This is a genomic window from Chitinophaga sp. Ak27 (genome assembly GCF_012726295.1).
Lineage (GTDB): Bacteria > Bacteroidota > Bacteroidia > Chitinophagales > Chitinophagaceae > Chitinophaga.
The window spans coordinates 1565394-1582759 of the sequence record NZ_JABAOB010000001.1 but is presented as its reverse complement, the minus strand read 5'-3'; the positions used below and the strand labels follow the sequence as shown (position 1 = coordinate 1582759).

The 17366-nt window shown below is 49.4% G+C and carries 15 protein-coding genes; 7 read left to right on the top strand and 8 right to left on the bottom strand.

Annotated features, from left to right (window positions below; translation table 11 throughout):
• The first annotated feature begins 36 nt into the window (after positions 1-36).
• On the top strand, positions 37-1401 hold the full coding sequence (locus HGH90_RS06205; protein ID WP_168767545.1) for a PKD-like family lipoprotein: 1365 nt from the start codon (positions 37-39) through the stop codon (positions 1399-1401).
• A gap of 12 nt (positions 1402-1413) precedes the next feature.
• Positions 1414-2547 carry a TlpA disulfide reductase family protein gene (locus HGH90_RS06200; RefSeq protein WP_169190655.1) on the top strand — a complete coding sequence of 378 codons (1134 nt, stop codon included), beginning with the start codon at positions 1414-1416 and terminating at the stop codon, positions 2545-2547.
• Positions 2548-2708: 161 nt separating this feature from the next.
• Here HGH90_RS06200 and HGH90_RS06195 read toward each other — a convergent pair whose 3' ends face one another.
• The 6 genes from HGH90_RS06195 to HGH90_RS06170 form a co-directional block, all read right to left on the bottom strand.
• Entirely contained in the window at positions 2709-3167 is a 459-nt protein-coding gene (locus HGH90_RS06195; protein WP_168767547.1) for a nuclear transport factor 2 family protein, read from the bottom strand.
• 73 nt (positions 3168-3240) lie between these two features.
• Positions 3241-4779 (bottom strand): DHA2 family efflux MFS transporter permease subunit, encoded by a 1539-nt coding sequence (locus HGH90_RS06190; RefSeq protein ID WP_168767548.1) that lies wholly within the window; start codon positions 4777-4779, stop codon positions 3241-3243.
• Positions 4780-4833: 54 nt separating this feature from the next.
• Complete coding sequence (locus tag HGH90_RS06185; protein WP_168767549.1) at positions 4834-5568, bottom strand: SDR family oxidoreductase; 735 nt, start codon at positions 5566-5568, stop codon at positions 4834-4836.
• Between the two features lie 46 nt (positions 5569-5614).
• Positions 5615-6199, bottom strand: coding sequence for a TetR/AcrR family transcriptional regulator (locus HGH90_RS06180; protein ID WP_168767550.1), 585 nt, complete (start codon positions 6197-6199; stop codon positions 5615-5617).
• A gap of 71 nt (positions 6200-6270) precedes the next feature.
• Positions 6271-7011, bottom strand: coding sequence for a class I SAM-dependent methyltransferase (locus HGH90_RS06175; RefSeq protein ID WP_169190654.1), 741 nt, complete (start codon positions 7009-7011; stop codon positions 6271-6273).
• 76 nt (positions 7012-7087) lie between these two features.
• Positions 7088-8509 carry an arabinose isomerase gene (locus tag HGH90_RS06170; RefSeq protein WP_168767552.1) on the bottom strand — a complete coding sequence of 474 codons (1422 nt, stop codon included), beginning with the start codon at positions 8507-8509 and terminating at the stop codon, positions 7088-7090.
• 170 nt (positions 8510-8679) lie between these two features.
• Between HGH90_RS06170 and HGH90_RS06165 the strand changes: the two genes are divergently transcribed.
• The 3 genes from HGH90_RS06165 to HGH90_RS06155 all read left to right on the top strand — a co-directional run bounded on the left by HGH90_RS06165 (position 8680) and on the right by HGH90_RS06155 (position 11332).
• Positions 8680-9576: a helix-turn-helix domain-containing protein gene (locus tag HGH90_RS06165; protein ID WP_169190653.1), complete on the top strand. Its 897-nt coding sequence runs from the start codon at positions 8680-8682 to the stop codon at positions 9574-9576.
• A 91-nt stretch (positions 9577-9667) separates the two neighbouring features.
• A complete protein-coding gene (locus tag HGH90_RS06160; protein WP_169190652.1) occupies positions 9668-11143 on the top strand; it encodes an RICIN domain-containing protein in 1476 nt (491 codons plus the stop codon).
• A 27-nt stretch (positions 11144-11170) separates the two neighbouring features.
• The gene (locus tag HGH90_RS06155; RefSeq protein WP_168767555.1) at positions 11171-11332 is read left to right on the top strand and encodes a hypothetical protein; all 162 of its coding nucleotides are present in this window, start codon (positions 11171-11173) and stop codon (positions 11330-11332) included.
• A 190-nt stretch (positions 11333-11522) separates the two neighbouring features.
• On the opposite strand, the gene HGH90_RS06150 is transcribed toward HGH90_RS06155, so the two are convergent.
• A complete protein-coding gene (locus HGH90_RS06150; protein WP_169190651.1) occupies positions 11523-13067 on the bottom strand; it encodes a TROVE domain-containing protein in 1545 nt (514 codons plus the stop codon).
• A gap of 106 nt (positions 13068-13173) precedes the next feature.
• On the opposite strand from HGH90_RS06150, the gene HGH90_RS06145 reads away from it, so the two are divergent.
• Positions 13174-14208 (top strand): helix-turn-helix transcriptional regulator, encoded by a 1035-nt coding sequence (locus HGH90_RS06145; protein WP_168767557.1) that lies wholly within the window; start codon positions 13174-13176, stop codon positions 14206-14208.
• On the opposite strand, the gene HGH90_RS06140 is transcribed toward HGH90_RS06145, so the two are convergent.
• Positions 14205-15596, bottom strand: a complete 1392-nt coding sequence (locus tag HGH90_RS06140) for a glycoside hydrolase family 28 protein (RefSeq protein ID WP_168767558.1) — start codon at positions 15594-15596, stop codon at positions 14205-14207. The genes HGH90_RS06145 and HGH90_RS06140 overlap by 4 nt on opposite strands.
• Positions 15597-15701: 105 nt before the next feature.
• Between HGH90_RS06140 and HGH90_RS06135 the strand changes: the two genes are divergently transcribed.
• Positions 15702-17351, top strand: coding sequence for an acyl-CoA dehydrogenase family protein (locus tag HGH90_RS06135; protein ID WP_169190650.1), 1650 nt, complete (start codon positions 15702-15704; stop codon positions 17349-17351).
• The last annotated feature ends 15 nt before the right edge of the window (positions 17352-17366 follow it).

Sequence of the window (17366 nt, the reverse complement as noted above, 5' to 3'; positions counted from 1 at the left end):
TTAATTGTTCTCTTATCAATATCGGTCTGCTTCTTTATGGCTTGCAAGAAAGACCTGGGCAATTACAAATACCACGAGCCTGCAGAACCGGTTATCTCGGGGCTAGTCGATAGCACTGTCAATGCCATCGTAGGAGATTCGCTGATCATACGTCCGGGCGTGTCGCTGGCAGATGGTGATCCTGCCAAAGACCTGTTTTTCGATTGGGATATCCTTGTGGCGGAAGAAGCCAGGGCCGATCACTACACCGGTTACCCGCTGCGGATTGTTTATAACCTGAAGCCGATGGTGCGGGAAGTTAAGCTAACGGTAACCGACCAACGGAATGGCATCAAGTATTTCTATAAGTTTAAGATCGACGGTGGCACCAGGTTTTCAAAGGGCGCCACTGTATTGAGTGTCGACAATGGCGTTACCCGCCTGTCGTTTATCCGGCCCGACAGTTCAGTGAATGCAGATCTGTATCATGCGTTACATAATGAAGATCTGCCGGTTAACCCAGTACAGCTTTTCGCCAAACCGCTGGCCTACCAGGAAAATACGGTAGAAGATTATTGGGTGATCTGTAAAGATCCCGCCAAGCAGAGCGTGATCATCGATGGTAGCACCATGCTGCGTAAGCGCTATTTCGGCGAGCAGTTTTTCAATCCGCCAACACCGATGGAAACGCAAGCCTTCAATGGTGCGCAGGGCGTACCTACCGGGATCGTTAACGGAAAACTCTACCTCAGCATTACTTCTACGGCGCCATTTGCGCCGGATTTTGGCAAGTTTTCCAGCATGCAAACAGGTAACTATTACCTGGCGCCTTTCTACAGCCGTTACAATTTCTTCTTCGGGTTTGATACCATCCGTCATGGTTTTGTGACATTCGACGGCAGTGGCAACTTTATGGGGAGCGACTACCAGGTGGTGGGTTCCGCGTTCAACCCTGCCAACATCGGAGCAGGAGAGCTGTTGTTTATGCAGGCGATACCGAGCGTTTCGTATGCCTACTACAAATCGGCGGATGGTAACATATATGAGTATACGTTTACTGTAGATATGAGTAACTATGATTTACGCACGATTAAGCCTACACGTAAACGTATCTTCAAGGGGGCTGCATTGTTAACGAATAACAGCCGTTGGCAACGTTCTGCGGTAGATATCTTTTATTTTACTTCTAACGATAAGATTTACCGGTACAACCCGGTGAATGAAGATCTGCGTCCGCTGGATGCCAATTTTGGCGGTAAGAAAGTAACGATGCTAAAGCTCAGTACGGACGGTAATACCCTCACTGCGGGAGTAGATGGCAGCGTACTGCTGCTGGATGTAAGCGTAGGTAAGAATGGCGTGGTCACCGGTCGCGTAGATGGTATCCCCGGTGCACCGATAGATATTGTCTCAAGAAAATAAAAAATTATAGTGATGAAAAGAATGTTATTACTGGCGGCTGTTGCGCTGCCATTGGCCGGCCAGGCACAGCAGGGTGCCTTTACCATTGAGGGACATATCGGTAAGCTGAATAGTCCCGCTATGGCGTATATCGACTATATGAGCAACGGTGTTGGAAAGGAAGATAGCGCCGTAGTTACAAATGGTAAATTTACGTTCACTGGTCTTAGCGCGGGTTATTCTTATGCTCGTCTCGCGTTGAGCCATGATGGTTCCGGCAAACAGAAAGCAGTATATACCGGCGATGTGATTTATTTCTATTACGGCAAAGAGAAGGTGAAGATCACCTCTGCAGATTCGCTCGCTAATGCCACTTTTAGCGGCTCTAAAGTATATGACGAGTCTGCCGCTTACAACAAAGCGATCGGCGGTACCATTATGGAACTGAATAAATGGGCCAATGGGCAGGTGAGTGCTGCTACACCGGAACAGCGGAAGGATACCGCTTTCTTTGGCCGTATCAATGTGGAATACCGCCGGCGTATGAAAGCCCGTGCCGAAGCGCAGATCGAGTATGCCCAGCAGCATCCGCAGTCGTACTTTGGCATGGTGGCGCTATCCGAAGGTACCGGCAGCCCGGTAGATGTGAAAAAGATAGAGCCGATCTATAATGCTATGAGTAAAAGTCTCCGTGAGAGCGACCAGGGCCGCGAATTAGGTCAGCGTATTACAGCGGCCAAAACTATTCACGTAGGCGCGCCGGCGCCGAAGTTCACCCAGCAGGATGTGAATGGGAAGTCGCTGAAGCTGGAAGATATCAAGAGTAAGTATGTGCTGGTAGAGTTCTGGGCCAGCTGGTGCGGCCCTTGCCGCGCAGAAAATCCAAATCTCACCAAACAATATGCGAAATATAAAAGTCAGGGCTTTGAGGTCGTTGCCATTTCATTAGATGATCATAAGGATAAATGGGAAGAAGCCATTGCTAAAGATCAGCTTCCATGGCTGCATGTATCTGATCTGAAAGGCTGGAACAACGAGGTAGGCCGTCAGTATGGTATCCGCGCAGTACCGGCCAACTTCCTGCTGGACGAAAATAAGAATATCATTGCTATGAATCTTCGTGGAGAAGAACTGAATAAGAAACTGTCTGAACTATTCGGAAATTAAGATCGATTAATTGCTGCGAATATTACATTTCGTTATGAACGTAGCCGGCGCATGTCTATGCCCCGGCGATATTATTTCCTCTTAATAAAATGTCCTCTGCTGCAGCGGAGGACATTTTAGATTATGTAGATAAAGAAAGCCGGGGTCAGGGAGAAAAACCTTTAAGGCGCCGTTTCCACGCACTGATCCTTGCGCCGTGTATCCAGTATATACTGTATTTTCCAGGTGCCGTCCAGTTTTACCAGCTGAAAAGAATTAACCCCGCAATGGGAAAATTGCCCGTTAAAATAAAAGCGATAAGGCGTCCATACAGCAGCCATTGTGGCGTCTGACTGGATGCTGCCGAAAACAATTCTTTCATCGGCGCTGTGAGGTGTTAGTTTACCAACGATGGTGGCAAAGTCGGCGGCGGTAGAATTTCGCAACACGGTGTTACCGGTTTTATCTGTTACGATAGATTGTAAGATAGCACCGGGTGCAAAGCAGTCCTTGATGCCGGTGCTGTCGGCCTGCTGCATGGCGGTAAACAATTTGTTGACAGCAGATTTGATCGTATCGGTAGGTGATTGGGCATTCATTACAGCCGGTAGTAACAGCAGTAAAATATAAAGGTGTTTCATCTTTTTTATACCAATATAATGTATTTGTGCTGATCTGCGATGACAGTAGTAACGTACACCCCCTACGAAAATATCAATGATCCATGACCACCACGTTGGCGGCAGCTTTCTTTTTACCGGAGGCAATAAAGAGCAAGGGGAGGGTAAGGAGAAAGATCAAGCCTACCAGCAGGAAGGCGTCGCTGAAGCTAAGCAGTGTACTTTGTTTTACTACGATATTATCCAGCAGTTTAACCGCCTGGCGCTGTGCGTCGGTAGCGGTGAAACCCTTGCTCATAAAGGCATGCGCATAATTGTTGATGCGATTGGCTATGGCGGGATTGTTGGTATCAAGGTGGCTTACCAGGTCGTACCGGTGTTGGGCATGACGGTTGGCGAGGTAGGTATTCACGAGGGCGATGCCGAAGGAGCCGCCCAGTTGCCGCATCATGTTGTTGAGTGCGGCGCCTTGCGGAATATCGGCCGGTGACAGTGCCGATACGGCGAGGGTGGTAAGGGGTACGGTTACCAGTGCCAGTCCCACACCGCGGCATACCAGGTACCAGCTGATGCTGGCGGCATTGGCATCCTGGTTGAGTTGCGACATCTGCCAGCTGAAAAGAATAAACAACCCCATGCCGGCAACGATGAGGAATACGGGTGACAAGCCACGTTGCAGGAGCCTGGCCGAAATCATCAATCCACCGATAGCGAGGCAGGCGCCGGGTAGCAGCAGCAGGCCTGTTTGCAGGGGCGTAAAGTTCAGCAGGCGCTGGGCAAACACAGGGGTCAGGAATACAGAGCTGAAAATACCCATGCCAGATACGAACGTGAGGATGGCGGCAATGCTCAGGTTCCTGCTTTTTAGCACCCGCAGGTTTACTACCGGTTCTTTGATGCGCAGTTCCCACCAGATAAAAATCATGATGCTGAAGGTAGCGATCACCGTAAGCCAGGTGATATATGGCGCTTCAAACCAGTCGTCGGTTTCTCCGCGTTCCAATACTGTTTGCAGAGCGCTTACGCCCAGGGCAAGCAACAGGATGCCGGTCCAGTCTATTTTCCGGCGGACGGAGGGAATTGCAGGTTCTTTCAGCAGCAATAAACAGAGGATGGTTACGATAATGCCTATGGGCACATTGATATAAAATATCCAGGGCCAGGAATAAAATTCTGTGATATAGCCTCCGAGGGTGGGACCAATAGTAGGACCAACAAATACGCCTACACCAAACAGGGCGCCGGCTACATTTTGTTTTTCTTTGGGAAACTGCTCAAATATGATCACCTGGGATACTGATAGGAGGGCGCCTCCGCCTATGCCTTGCAAGAAGCGAAATAGCACCAGTATCCAGATATTGGATGCTTGTCCGCATAAGAAGGAGAACAGCGTAAATGCTATGATAGAGCCGATGTAGTAATTACGTCGCCCAAGTGTGGCTGAGAGGAAGCCGGTAATGGGGATGATGATAACGTTGGCGATGGCATAGGCAGTAATGACCCAGGAGGTGTCTTCCAGTGTGGCGCCTAGGTTGCCGCTCATATGCGATAGTGCCACGTTAACGATAGAGGTGTCTATCAGTTCCATGATGGCTGCGGTGATCACCACCAGGATCAATACTGTCCTTTTCATGTATAATGATTATATACCAATCGGTATATTTATGAAGAAAAAAATATTGCGTATTTATAGGTTGCTGTTGAGTGCCTGCAGGGCGCTGGCGGGTGAAGACCGCATCAACTGATATATCTTTTCCGTATCGCCTACATGGATTTCGTATTGATTGGTGGTCAGCGCAGCGAGCAGTGCATCCGCTACCTGTTCAGGTGGAATCCCTTTACTGCCGCCTATTTCCCGGGAGAAGTCGGTATTAACCAGGGGAGGCATCAGTTCAAATACATGCAGGGGCGCCACGCTCATTCGCAGTGCCTGGGTGTAGGAGTGGAGCGCTGCTTTGCTGGCGGCGTAGGTAGGTACCCGTTTAGCGGCGGCGAGGGCTACTACGGATGATACATTAACGATGGCGGCTTCTTCCTGGCTACTGAGCAGCGGAAGTAATTTTTCGGTGAGCTGTATCACCGACAGGTAGTTGGTCAGCATTTCATCGGCCGCTTTTTCAAAGGCGTTGGCGCTGGCCGACAACTCATAAGCCACTGCATGGCCGGCATTGTTGATCAGCATATTTAGTTGTGGAAAATCTGCTGTTACTGTTTTTATCAGCTGGTTAACCGCCTTTTCGCTGGTTACATCGCAGTTGATGGCGGTGACATTGGGCAGCTGCCTGGATGCGGCATCCAATCTTTCCTGGTTTCTGCCGGTGATGATTACCTGGTTATGTTGCCTGGATAATGCGGTGGCGATAGCCAGGCCTATGCCTGCGCTGCCGCCGGTGATGAGTACAGTGTTACCTGATGTTTTCATGTTTTTTGTTTTATACCAATCGGTATATTTTAAAAGAAAAAAATGTTTATAAGTCGTCGATGAGTTTTTCCACGGTACGCATAATCGCTTTCTGGTAATGTGTTTTACCGGTTAATTTAGTCATCATAATACAACCTTCAATGGTGGCTATCATGCTCAGGGCGGTTTGTTCAACGGGTACATCTTTACGGAATTCCCCCAGTTGTATGCCTTTTTCAATGAGGCCGGTAATAGCGTTTTTCCAGCGCTGTATACCATCGGCGGCTCTTTGCCTGAGTGCCGCGTGGGTATCATCTGCTTCGGTGGCGGTATTGAGCAGGGGACAGCCGCCTTCCGGAAACGGATGTTTCTGGAAGTTGCTGTATACCTGTACATATACCATCAGCTTCTCGCGGCAGGTATTATGCTTGCTCATTTCCTGCTGGATGATAGTAGTTACCTGCTTCAGGTTATGATCAAATGCGGCGAGGGCCACTTCATCTTTATTGGCGAAGTTGCCGTAAATACTGCCTTTGGTTAACCCGGTGGCGTTGGTCATATCGTTCAGCGAAGTGCCCACATATCCCTTCTCATTAAAGACAGGTGCTGTCTTTTCTACGATGAATTGCCTGGTTTTTTCCGCTTTATTCATAACCCTTGCACTTTGTACCTGCAAAAATATACCATTTGGTATAAAAAACAATTTCTTTTTTGAAAGGGCTGTTAAACAGCGGGTTTTATCACCGACAACAGCAGGAAAATAGGGCGGCGGGTTTCGTCCTTCATCCCGGGGTATTGGGCAATAATACTGGCGGTAGGTGCCGGCTCTTCCACGCGTTGGAGCTGAAAGCCAGTCTGGAGCAGGGTATTGATCCAGGTGGTGACTGTGCGGTGATACTTTATCACGTCATTTTCGAGGAAGCGCGTATGCCGGAGTCCTTCTTCCTGGTAGTGATCTACGGGCCAGTGCAGCCGGTTGCCGGCAGCATCGCAGTACCAGTCCTGCGCCGCAAGGGCCGTAAAAATGGGATGCTCTACTGACAATACGAATGCGCCGCCTGGTTGCAGACAGTCAAATACTTTGCGGCACACCTGTACATAGTCTGCTATATAATGCAGGGCCAGTGAACTAAGCACCACGTTAAACGTGCCGGGGAGGAAGTCGATATCTTCGATCGCCAACTGCCGGTATTCAATATTAGGCTCGGTAGTGATTTCCCGCGCACGGGCCAACATCCTCGCCGAAATATCTACCCCCACTACCCGCCCGGCCTTTTCGGAAACGGCGTACCGGCAGTGCCAGCCAAAGCCACAACCTAGGTCCAGCACCGCCGCATTTTCCAGGTTGGGTAGCATATCGCGGAGCACATGCCATTCACCTGCTGCCTGGAGCCCGCCGATGGAGCGGGGCATCTGGCTGTACTGTTCAAAGAAAGAAGGATCGTCGTATTTATTCTGTTTCATCAGCTACAGTTGAAGGATGAAGATAAAAAACAGCTACCTATCCAACAATGCCTGACGCTGAAATATTACGTCTCTTTTAGCACACTTTCACGGTAGCCATCCCCAGGATATGTCCCAGCTTTTCAATGTTACCCGCAATATGTCCTACACCAATGGCGCAATGATGCGCAGGGCCTTCTTTGCACCAGTTGTTCACAAATGTTTTGATATCCAGCGGAAATTTATAACGGCTGTTGGTGTTCCCAATCTGGAGAATAGGACCAGGTACCGACTGCCCTTCGGCTACCAACAGCTTTAGCTGGCCATGACCGGTTTCCACTACGGATAGCAGGGTAACAGGTCCATGTTTTACTTTCATTTCGATAGACAATCCTTTCCCCGGTTTGCCATGATATAAGCCAAGCGGCTTCAGTAGCGGGCGGCCTTCGGCAATGGCCAGGTGACCGGGGCCATCATGTCCCATGAGCACAATGTCTTCCTTGAAATCCAGTCCATAAAATTCGGTGAAAGAGCCCCCGGCATCAAAGAGATCCATGATTTTCATGGCCTGCACATTTTTAACTTCATACTCGCCTGCTACCGGTACGCGATGAGCCGTTAAGAGAGAGTTGCCGGCAATCACAGATGCAATCAGGTCTTCATACGCATTATCCGGTGTGCCTTCATAATAATAACAGAGGGAGCCCAGCTGATGATGAGCCACCATTTTGTCTAACGCCACGGCGGTATGTGCGGCGCGCACCAGTTCATGTGACGGGCACTCTTCCAGTACTTCCATTTCCTGGTGTATTTGCTGCAGCTTATGATCTATTTCCGTTTGACTTACCTGGCTGTGGAAATCAGCCAGGTCGCACATTTCGAGATGTTGTATATGTCCGCCGAAGGTAGCTGCCTGTAAAGTAAGGTCGGTATAGATATCCAGCATGCCATTGTAATAATGGCCCAATACTCCCAGCCGGTTGTGGCGCATGCCGGCAGCTACTGCAGCTGCGGCTTTCCAGCCGGCAATTTCCAGCCAGGCGGCTTCATCGTCCAGCGTACCGGTTACCTGGTGGAAAGAGATGCCTGCCCGGTTAAATACGTTGGCGATTTCCGGTACGGCACAAGCCTGGCAATTGGCCAGCCATTCTCCCGTCATCAGCCCCCGGTCGCCCAGGCCATTGAACCAGCTATAATCCATGGCGGCAACAGGTTGCAGGTTGAGAATAACCACCGGTACTTTACAACCCTGTACGACCGGCAGCACCGTGGCGGAAAGCGCATAAGTAGAAACATACAGGAAAATGATACTCACATCTTCCTGTTTAAAAAGCAGGGCAGCAGAACGGGCCTTTGCCACATCATCTACCAGCCCTGCATCTACTACTGTTACATGGTTGTCCTGCAATTTGCCGGCAATACGTGACTGGTAACCTTCCAGTCGCGCTTTCAGTTGGGTGAATTGTGGCCAATAGGTGGCCAGCCCGATACCAAACAGGCCCACTTTGATGGTTGTCATATATAAATATTTATGGTGGAGATAAGCCCTTCAAAACTACCCGTAAAAGCCGGGCAAGGCCTATGATATTTGAGGTAAAAAGTATGATTTCTGACAGCGTGCAGGAATACTCCGCAGCAATCGTTATTTTTATATCACAACCGGAATATACCACGTGTAAGTTGCTATATATGAAGAAGGCCCCTGCTTCACATGTCAAATATCTCACTGTCAATGATGCAGATATGCATTGGGGACTTACGGTTACCACCGTAGGCTACCAGTACATTTCTCCCAATAGCCGGTATCCTTCGCCAGAACACCCTTCCCGTTATTGGTTTTACCCTGAAAAAGGCAGAGTGTTGCCGGAATACCAGCTCATTTATGTTACCAGGGGAGGCGGTTATTTTAGCAGTGCACAGCAGCAAAATACCTACGTAGCAGAAGGCACGATGTTATTATTGTTTCCGGGAGAATGGCATAGTTATATGCCAGCAGCAGACACGGGCTGGGATACTTACTGGTTGGGCTTCCGCGGACAAGTACCGGATCAGTTGACCCAACATGATTTTTTTAACAGCCAAACGGCATTGTACCCAGTAGGATTTAATGAGCAGCTGGTAGATCTTTTCCGGCAAGTGCTTACACTGGCTACAGAAGAACGACCTGGTTACCAGCAAGCCATTTCCGGTATTGCGCTTCACATGCTCGGCGCTGTTTACTTTGCCACCCGTAATCACCAGTTTCACAACCAGGAAGTAGCAGCAAAAATAGAAAAAGCCAGGCTACTCATACGGGAAAATCCCGATGGCAGCTATACCCCCGAAGCATTGGCCGAACGGTTGCATATGAGCTACTCCTGGTTCCGGCGTATGTTTAAAGAGTATACCGGGTTGTCGCCCGCGCAGTACCAGCAACAGATCAGGGCGCAGAAAGCCAAAGAGTTGTTGCTCAGCTCCGGCAAAACGATCAAAGAAATTGCTTACGAACTGAATTTCGAATCTGCCAATTATTTCACGGCCTTCTTCAAGCAACATGCCGGCAGCACGCCCGCGGTGTTCAGGAAAACGGGCCGCTCGCCACGGTAGTACAGGGTGCAGTGATTTGTCAGAACTTCGGCCATTCGCCTGGCGTTAACTCAATCCATGATATTTCTTAACATCCAATAAAACCCAGTTTATGAAAAACCCTTCTGTTGTTATCCTGTTGCTTTGCTTTTTTGCATGGAGCTGTAAAAAAGAAATGAACCGAACCTTCGCAGAAAATACTATGGCGCCTCCATCTGTGCTGGCAACAGCCAACCTCACTTCCACAGCCGCTTTTAAAGGTGGGAACTGGGCCGATCCCAACGATAACTTTGCCGATGGCGCCGTGGTGCCGAGCGGCTTGAGCACCGGCGACGACTACGCTACCACTAAAGCTAAGGCAGGTAATATCCTTGCCTATTTTCAGCAACAAGGTATTAACACTGTACGTATGCCTGTAAACCCACCTTCGGTATTGCAGTCGTGGTGGGGCTCCTATACCGGCGCTATCGATGATGCCGTAGGCAAAGGTATGAACGTGATCCTCTGTTATTGGGAGGGCGCCAGCTCCCGCGATGGTATCGTGGATAATCTCACCGATTTCTGGAACATGTGGCAAACGATTACAAGCAAGTATGGTAATACAGCCAACGTGTACTTCGAAGTGTTTAATGAGCCGCATGGTTACAGTACCGCTAATCTCAATAACCTGTATGCCCAATGGTTAGCCAATTATCCCACTATTCCGCATGGCCGCGTATTGCTGGATGGCGTTGGGTATGCTACCGATGTAAATGCGGTGGGCGCCGACAGCCGCCTCAATACCTGTTTGTTATCCTATCATAATTATACCTGGTTTGATAATAACAAAACCACGGTGGCCGACTGGGAATCTGCCATTGAAGGCCTGGCCTATCCCGATCGTACAATCGTTACGGAGTTCGGCATCCCGATGACCAATGGTAAAGATTACCTGGGGGCACCTGGCAGCGACCGGGAAATCGCTTATTTCCAGGGAATGACCAACCGCGTAAGGGCCAGGGGCTTAGGCTGCGTATATTGGCCAGCGTTAAGGAACGGCGACGGCTATAGCCTGTTTACGCTGAGTGGTACTACGTTAACGGTAAACAATACTTCCGGGCTTTCCCGTTTACAATACGCCTGGGGAGGAAATGCCATTGCTATCCCGTTAGGCAGCTTTGACCCCAATGCCTGGTATAAGGTCGTTTGCCGTCAGAGTAATAAAGGGCTGGATGTAAATGGGTCTTCCACAGCCAATGGGGGTGACATTGTGCAATGGGATTATTGGGGCGGCAACAACCAGCAATGGAAAATCTCGTCAGTAGGAGGCGGGTACGCCAATATCCTGAATCGCAATAGTGGCAAGGCGCTGGACGTAAATGGTATTTCGACTGCCGGAGGTGCAAGTATTATCCAGTGGGATTATTGGGGTGGAGCTAACCAGCAATGGCAGGTCATCGACATCGGGTTCGGTTACTATGAAGTAATCAATAAAAATAGTGGTCAGTCATTAGATGTAAATGGTGCTTCTACCGCCAATGGCGCGGGCATTATTCAGTGGTACCTGAATGGAGGAAGGAATCAGCAATGGTTGATTCAGAAGTTATAAATAAAAAGTGCCACGCAATGTCGTTGCGTGGCACTTTTAAAAGAAACAGGGCAAATAAAAGCGTTGCAGGACGATGGCCGGTGTTTATTATTAACTATTCCGGTTGCCCGGAAGCAGGAGTTGCACCTGCATCTCCGGCATGGCGAAGTAACCCGCAACTACGGCACCTGTTTAAATATAGCAGGGTAAAAGGATAACGAGGGAATGTTCTTGTAAAGAGAAGTAACTCGTTCAAACGACACCTGCTAATAGGATAAAGAAAGGGTAAAAAGCGGATGAGTGTTTTTCCTAGCGAAGTAGCTCATTCCAACGACACCTTTCTTCAAGGTTAATTTAACTGTACAATGGATATAGAGGTCAACCAAACAAGGGATGTATGCTACAGTATAGTACGTTGAATATTTGCCAGTGCATCGTCTCCTTTCTCGAGGGCATCCAGCACTTCAAATACTTTATCGCTCCATCCGCCAATCAGGTGAATATCTTTGTCATGGATATTCAATGGTGCTTTACCGTAGCCGCCAAGGTCGAACAGATATAACTTTGCACGTGGAGCTATTTTTTTATACTCGATCCAGTGCGCTCCAATCTGGTTGTCTCCCAGTGCTTCCCGTTGAGAATTCCACAGCTGACAGTCGGAGAAGAACATGATCTTATCTGCCACGTATTTCTTTTTGATCAGGTCTTCCAGCACTTTATGGCCGTTGGTAGCATATCCGACTTCACCTTCGCGGCGATAGAACTCATCTACGTTGGCCAGAATATTTTTTCCTGACAAAGAGATGGTTTTCCAGGTATCCCCAAACATGCCGCATAACACGTGTTCAGATTTATATTGCAGCAACATTCCCAATATAAGTCCTATATCGTAGCAAAGAATTTTGCTTCGCCGGGATACTGGTCGCTGCATAGACCCGGATACATCGCAGGCTACCACCACTTTAGTGTTGGCGTCGAAGCCTTTCAGGTGCTGCACACTGATCTTTAACGCTGCTTCCAGCGCTTCCTGCAACATTCCTGTCATTCCATGCTGCACGGATTTCAGTTCCCGGTAGGCAGCCAGGAAACGGAATGGTAATTGTTTGGAAGACAATACCGCCGCTTCATCTGATAAATACGCACATACCTGTTTGATATGGGCTTTGCTTATATCATGTGCCAGCATGTTACGCAGGTTACGCAAGGTAGCCATATATCCCAGGGCGTTAGTACTGATCAGCATTTCCCAGGTACGGCAAAAAGCGTCTTTCTTCGCTCTTTCAGATTTATAGGTCTGCTGCCCTAATGCCGACAAGGTAGTTTCCCAGGTGTAAGGGGTTGCCAGCTCACGTTGTGCTATTTTATTGAACAGCAGCTGCTGGGCTTCGTCCTTTGCTTTCGGATGTACCAGGAAAAGCGCATCTCTCAGGGTAACTGCTCCTTTGCGGTCATATTTGGCAAACTGGTATTCATCAAATTTGTTGAATGCCTGCGCCAGCCCTTTCTGGATTTGCTTACTCAGCTGGTGCAGTTTTTTCGTATGTCCGCGGTAGTTAATCTTTGCATAGCAGGCCAGCAATTCTGTGATTTCGTCGGCGCGCTGTACCACGCGGCGCACGGTGGTGCTTACCAGTGCATCGCCGGAATGATGGAATCCCAGCAATACGGCCATGGCCAGTGGCACGCTGCGCAAATACATTTTTTCCCGGGCGTAGATGGCCAGTTTGGCTACAAAAGCAGGGTCTACCTGTGCAATCAGTTCATACATACGGTTCATCCGTTCATCACCTGTTTCATAGAACTGATCGTTGAAGGAAGCAGTTACCACACTGCTATACAGTTCCATTTCAGGACTCATCGCATAAGCGGCGGCGCCTTCATGATTACGCGGCTGAAAGTATTCCTCTTTCGCTGTATGTAGCCAATGTGTTGTGTTGAATTTCATATGCCGTTTGTTATAGTGTGATTGATGATACAAAGATGCCAGTACATGTGCGCAATGTTTTTGCGCACTTCTGTTTTTTTTATATTTTTAGGAAAATTTTTTTGAGATGCCTGTTAACCGCAATGCATTAATCCGTTATAAAACCATCGACGCCTGCCTTAGAAACCGCCGCCGGCGCTGGACATTAGCTAACCTGATCGACAAAGTATCGGAAGCCCTGTATGATTATGAAGGCATCGACAAAGGCATCAGCCGCAGAACCTTACAGGCGGATATACAAATGATGCGCAGCGACAAGTTGGGATATAATGCTCCCATTATTATTGTAGAAAAGAAATATTATACCTATGAAGACGCAGACTACAGCATTACCAACATTCCCCTGAGTGATAACGACCTGTTGAGGATGACGGAAGCGGTGGAAGTACTGAAACAGTTTAAAGGCTTTTCCCATTTCAAGCACCTGAATGAAGTGGTACAAAAGCTGGAAGGACATGTATACGCTTCTGCCCATGACCAGAAAACGGTCATTGACTTTGAGAAAAACGAACATCTCAAGGGACTGGAACACCTGCACCTGGTATATGAAGCCATTATTAAGGAGCAGGTACTGGAACTACAGTACCAGTCGTTCAAAGCCCAGACCTCCACTAAAATGCTGTTTCACGCCTGGTGGCTGAAAGAGTTCAAAAACCGCTGGTTTGTAGTGGGCACCCGGGATAATAGTCCTGCTGTTACTACGCTGGCCCTGGACAGGATTGTGGCGGTAAGCATCAATGAAGCCGTATTATATCTCCCTAACAAAAACGGCCATACGCCGGAAACGTACTATGAGCATACCATTGGTCCCAGTGTAATGGAATTACCTCCGGAGGAGGTGATTATAGTCGTAACCGCCGAACATGCGCCCTACGTGATTACCAAACCGTTACACCACAGTCAGCAGGTGATTGCGAAAGATAAGGATAGCATTACCATCTCCATTCGGGTGGCACACAACCTGGAATTGCAAAGAGAGATATTGGGTTTTGGTGATGGGATGCGGGTGCTGGCGCCGGAAAAGCTGCGCCGGGCGATCCGGTATAAGCTGGAAAAAGCAGGGGAGGCATATAAGCAGGATATGCCTCCGGCTATTATTTAAGGGGCGGTGGCGGCCTGGCCATTCAGCCGGCAACGGCTAAACTCTGCTCCGCTCACGTCTTCCAGCCGGAAAGCCGGACGGCTGTCGGGTTGCCGGGTGGTAACGCAGATATTATCAAACGTAATATTTTTTACGTGCCGTACATAGAAAGCAGCCGCTGGTAAAATATTACCAAACATCCGGTTTTCCGGGTATGCCGCAATATTCTCTGGCACAGCGGTCACTTCTTCCGCTTTATCAACACCGCCGGGAGCACTGATCTGCACGTTGCTGATGGATACATGCTCTATATAACTGCCAGGTATGCCGGTAATAGCCGACGTTAATGCGCTTTCACTGGTGGCGATAACGTCATGAATAGATACATTTTTCAGCACACTCACTGCCTGCGTTACTTTGCGGCTACGGTCGCCCAGCCGTATAAAGACAGGTGTTTGCACATCCTGCATGGTAATGTTGGATACGATTACCTGGTCCATTACGCCGCCATCTACCACTTCCAGCGCAATGCCGGTAATGACCGTAGTATCCTGTGTGATCTTCATCCAGGGAAAGGCTTGTTTCCAGTGGCGGCGCTTTTCCTCGCTTGCTTTGTGGATCACACAGTTGGATACCGTAATATTTTTGAAACCGCTGGCGGAGCCGGTACCGAACTTGATGGCGTTACAGTTGCTGCGTATCACGCAGTTGGATACTACCATGTTTTCACATAAGGTATGGTCGCTTTTGAAACAGAGCGCGTCATCATCGCTGTCGATCAGGCAATCTGAGATGATCACGTTTTTGCTGCCATTGATATCGATACCATCGTTATTGAAATTACAGTGACTATATATATTCAGGCCCCTGAGCACTACGCCATCGCAGCTGGCATATTTCTGCACCCAGTAAGCGGAGTTGCGGATGTTGATATCCCGGATGCTGATATGCCGGCTGTTTTCGATATAAATGAGAATAGGCCGTACCGCACCGCTTTTGCTGTCATCGCCCAGTTGGAAGTTAGGGTGCCCGCCTTGTCCATCCAGGGTACCTTGTCCATAGATCGTCACGTTTTCGATATTATTGCCGTAAATCAATGCCGGCAGCTGCCCTTTAGCGTTGCCGGCAAACACTTTGCGATAGGTGGCCAGGTTGGTGCTACCAGCCAGGGTAGCGCCGTTTTCCAGGTAAATACTGACGTTGGAAGTTAGGAAGAGAGGCCCGGTGATAAAAGTGCCGGCAGGGATAATGATGTTGCCATTTACCCCCGCTTCGATTGCGCGCTGAATAATCGTTGTATTATCCGTTTTACCATCTCCTTTGGCGCCCATATCGGCAATATTGATCGTATTGGCAAATAGCTGCATGGTTAACAGGCAGGCCATGAACGTGGAATAAATACTTTTCATGTTAAGTCATTTTACCTTGTCAGCAGGTGGCTGCAATGTTAATCGTTTTGCAGGATAAACGCAATGCCTTATTTCGTTAAATTTAGATAGCCAAAACATACGACTATGTTGCCCTACGATTTTGATTTCCAGACTTCGCTGAACCAGGCGCCTGTATTGGCCGACTACAATTCTTTTACCACCCATGCCGCCTTACAGCAGGCGGTGAAGGCCTACGGCGGTGGCTGGGCGTTGGAGCTGGGCGCTGCTTTTGGCGCGGTTATGGGCAGCCGGCAAATGATACAGGCAGGGGAACTGGCTAATAAATATGGGCCAGTATTAAAAACCCACGATCGCTCCGGTAATCGCCTCGACGTGGTAGAATACCATCCCGCTTACCACGAAATGATGACCGTAGCCATCCGGTACGGATTTCATTCCATTGCCTGGACGGAGCTGCCCGGCGCCTACGTGGCACACAGCCTGCTGGCTTACCTGAAGCAGCAAATCGACGAAGGCAGCAGCTGTCCGCTTACCATGACATTTGCTGCAGTACCCTCGCTGAAGATAGCCGGCGACATCGCAAAGGAATGGCTACCCCTGGTATTATCCAATACCTACGACGAGCGACACCTTCCTTATTTCGAAAAAAAGGGCGTCACCTTCGGCATGGCCATGACCGAACCGCAAGGAGGCAGCGATGTGCGGGCTAATATTACTTTTGCCCTGCCGGCGGGTGATGGCAGTTATAAAATTACCGGCCGCAAATGGTTTTGCAGTGCGCCTATGAGCGATGCCTTCCTGGTGCTGGCCCAAACAAGCAAAGGGCTGAGCTGCTTCCTGGTGCCGCGGTTTACGCCAACAGGAGAAAAAAACAAGCTCTATTTCCAACGGCTGAAAGACAAACTGGGCAATAAATCCAACGCCTCCGCAGAAGTAGAATTTCATGCTGCCTGGGGAAAGATGATCGGGGAAGAAGGCAGGGGAGTGGCCAGCATCATGGAAATGGTGCGGCATACCCGCCTGGATTGTGCGGTAGGCTCTGCAGCCACCCTACAGCGCGCCTTAACAGAAGTTATTCATCATTGTAATCACAGAAGTGCTTTCGGGAAAAAATTGATCGGACAACCACTCATGAAAAACGTGGTGGCCGACCTGTGCCTGGAGTCGGAAGCCGCTACCACTTTGGCTATGCGGCTGGCAGCAGGCTTCGACGACGCGGTGCAAAATGAAGAAGCGATTTATTTCACACGCATCGCCACTGCTATCGGTAAATTCTGGAATACCAAAAGGGCGGTACTGGCGCTGGGGGAGGCCGTGGAATGCCTGGGCGGCAATGGCTATGTGGAGGAATCGATACTCCCGCGTTTATACCGCGATGTCCCCGTAAATGCCATCTGGGAAGGCTCGGGCAATATCCAGGCATTGGATGTGCTCCGGTCTATGCACAAGGAACCCAGGAGCCTGGAAGCGCTCATGAATTACTATACGAAAGCACAGGGACAGGATCCCCGCTTAGATAAACAGCTGGGGCAGCTACAACAGCTGCTGGCGCAGCCGGCTTACCTGGAATACAATGCCCGCGCTATTGTAGAGAAAATGGCCCTGACCATGCAGGCCATTGAGTTGATCCGCATTGCCCCTGCGCCCGTAGCGCAGGCATTCTGCCAGGCCCGGCTTTCGGCCGACAGGAATATCACCTGGGGCGCCCTGGCGCCAGAAACACCCATGGATGATATTATTCAGCGTATTTACCAGGCGCCCGCCTGGGTATGATTTGTCTATTGACCA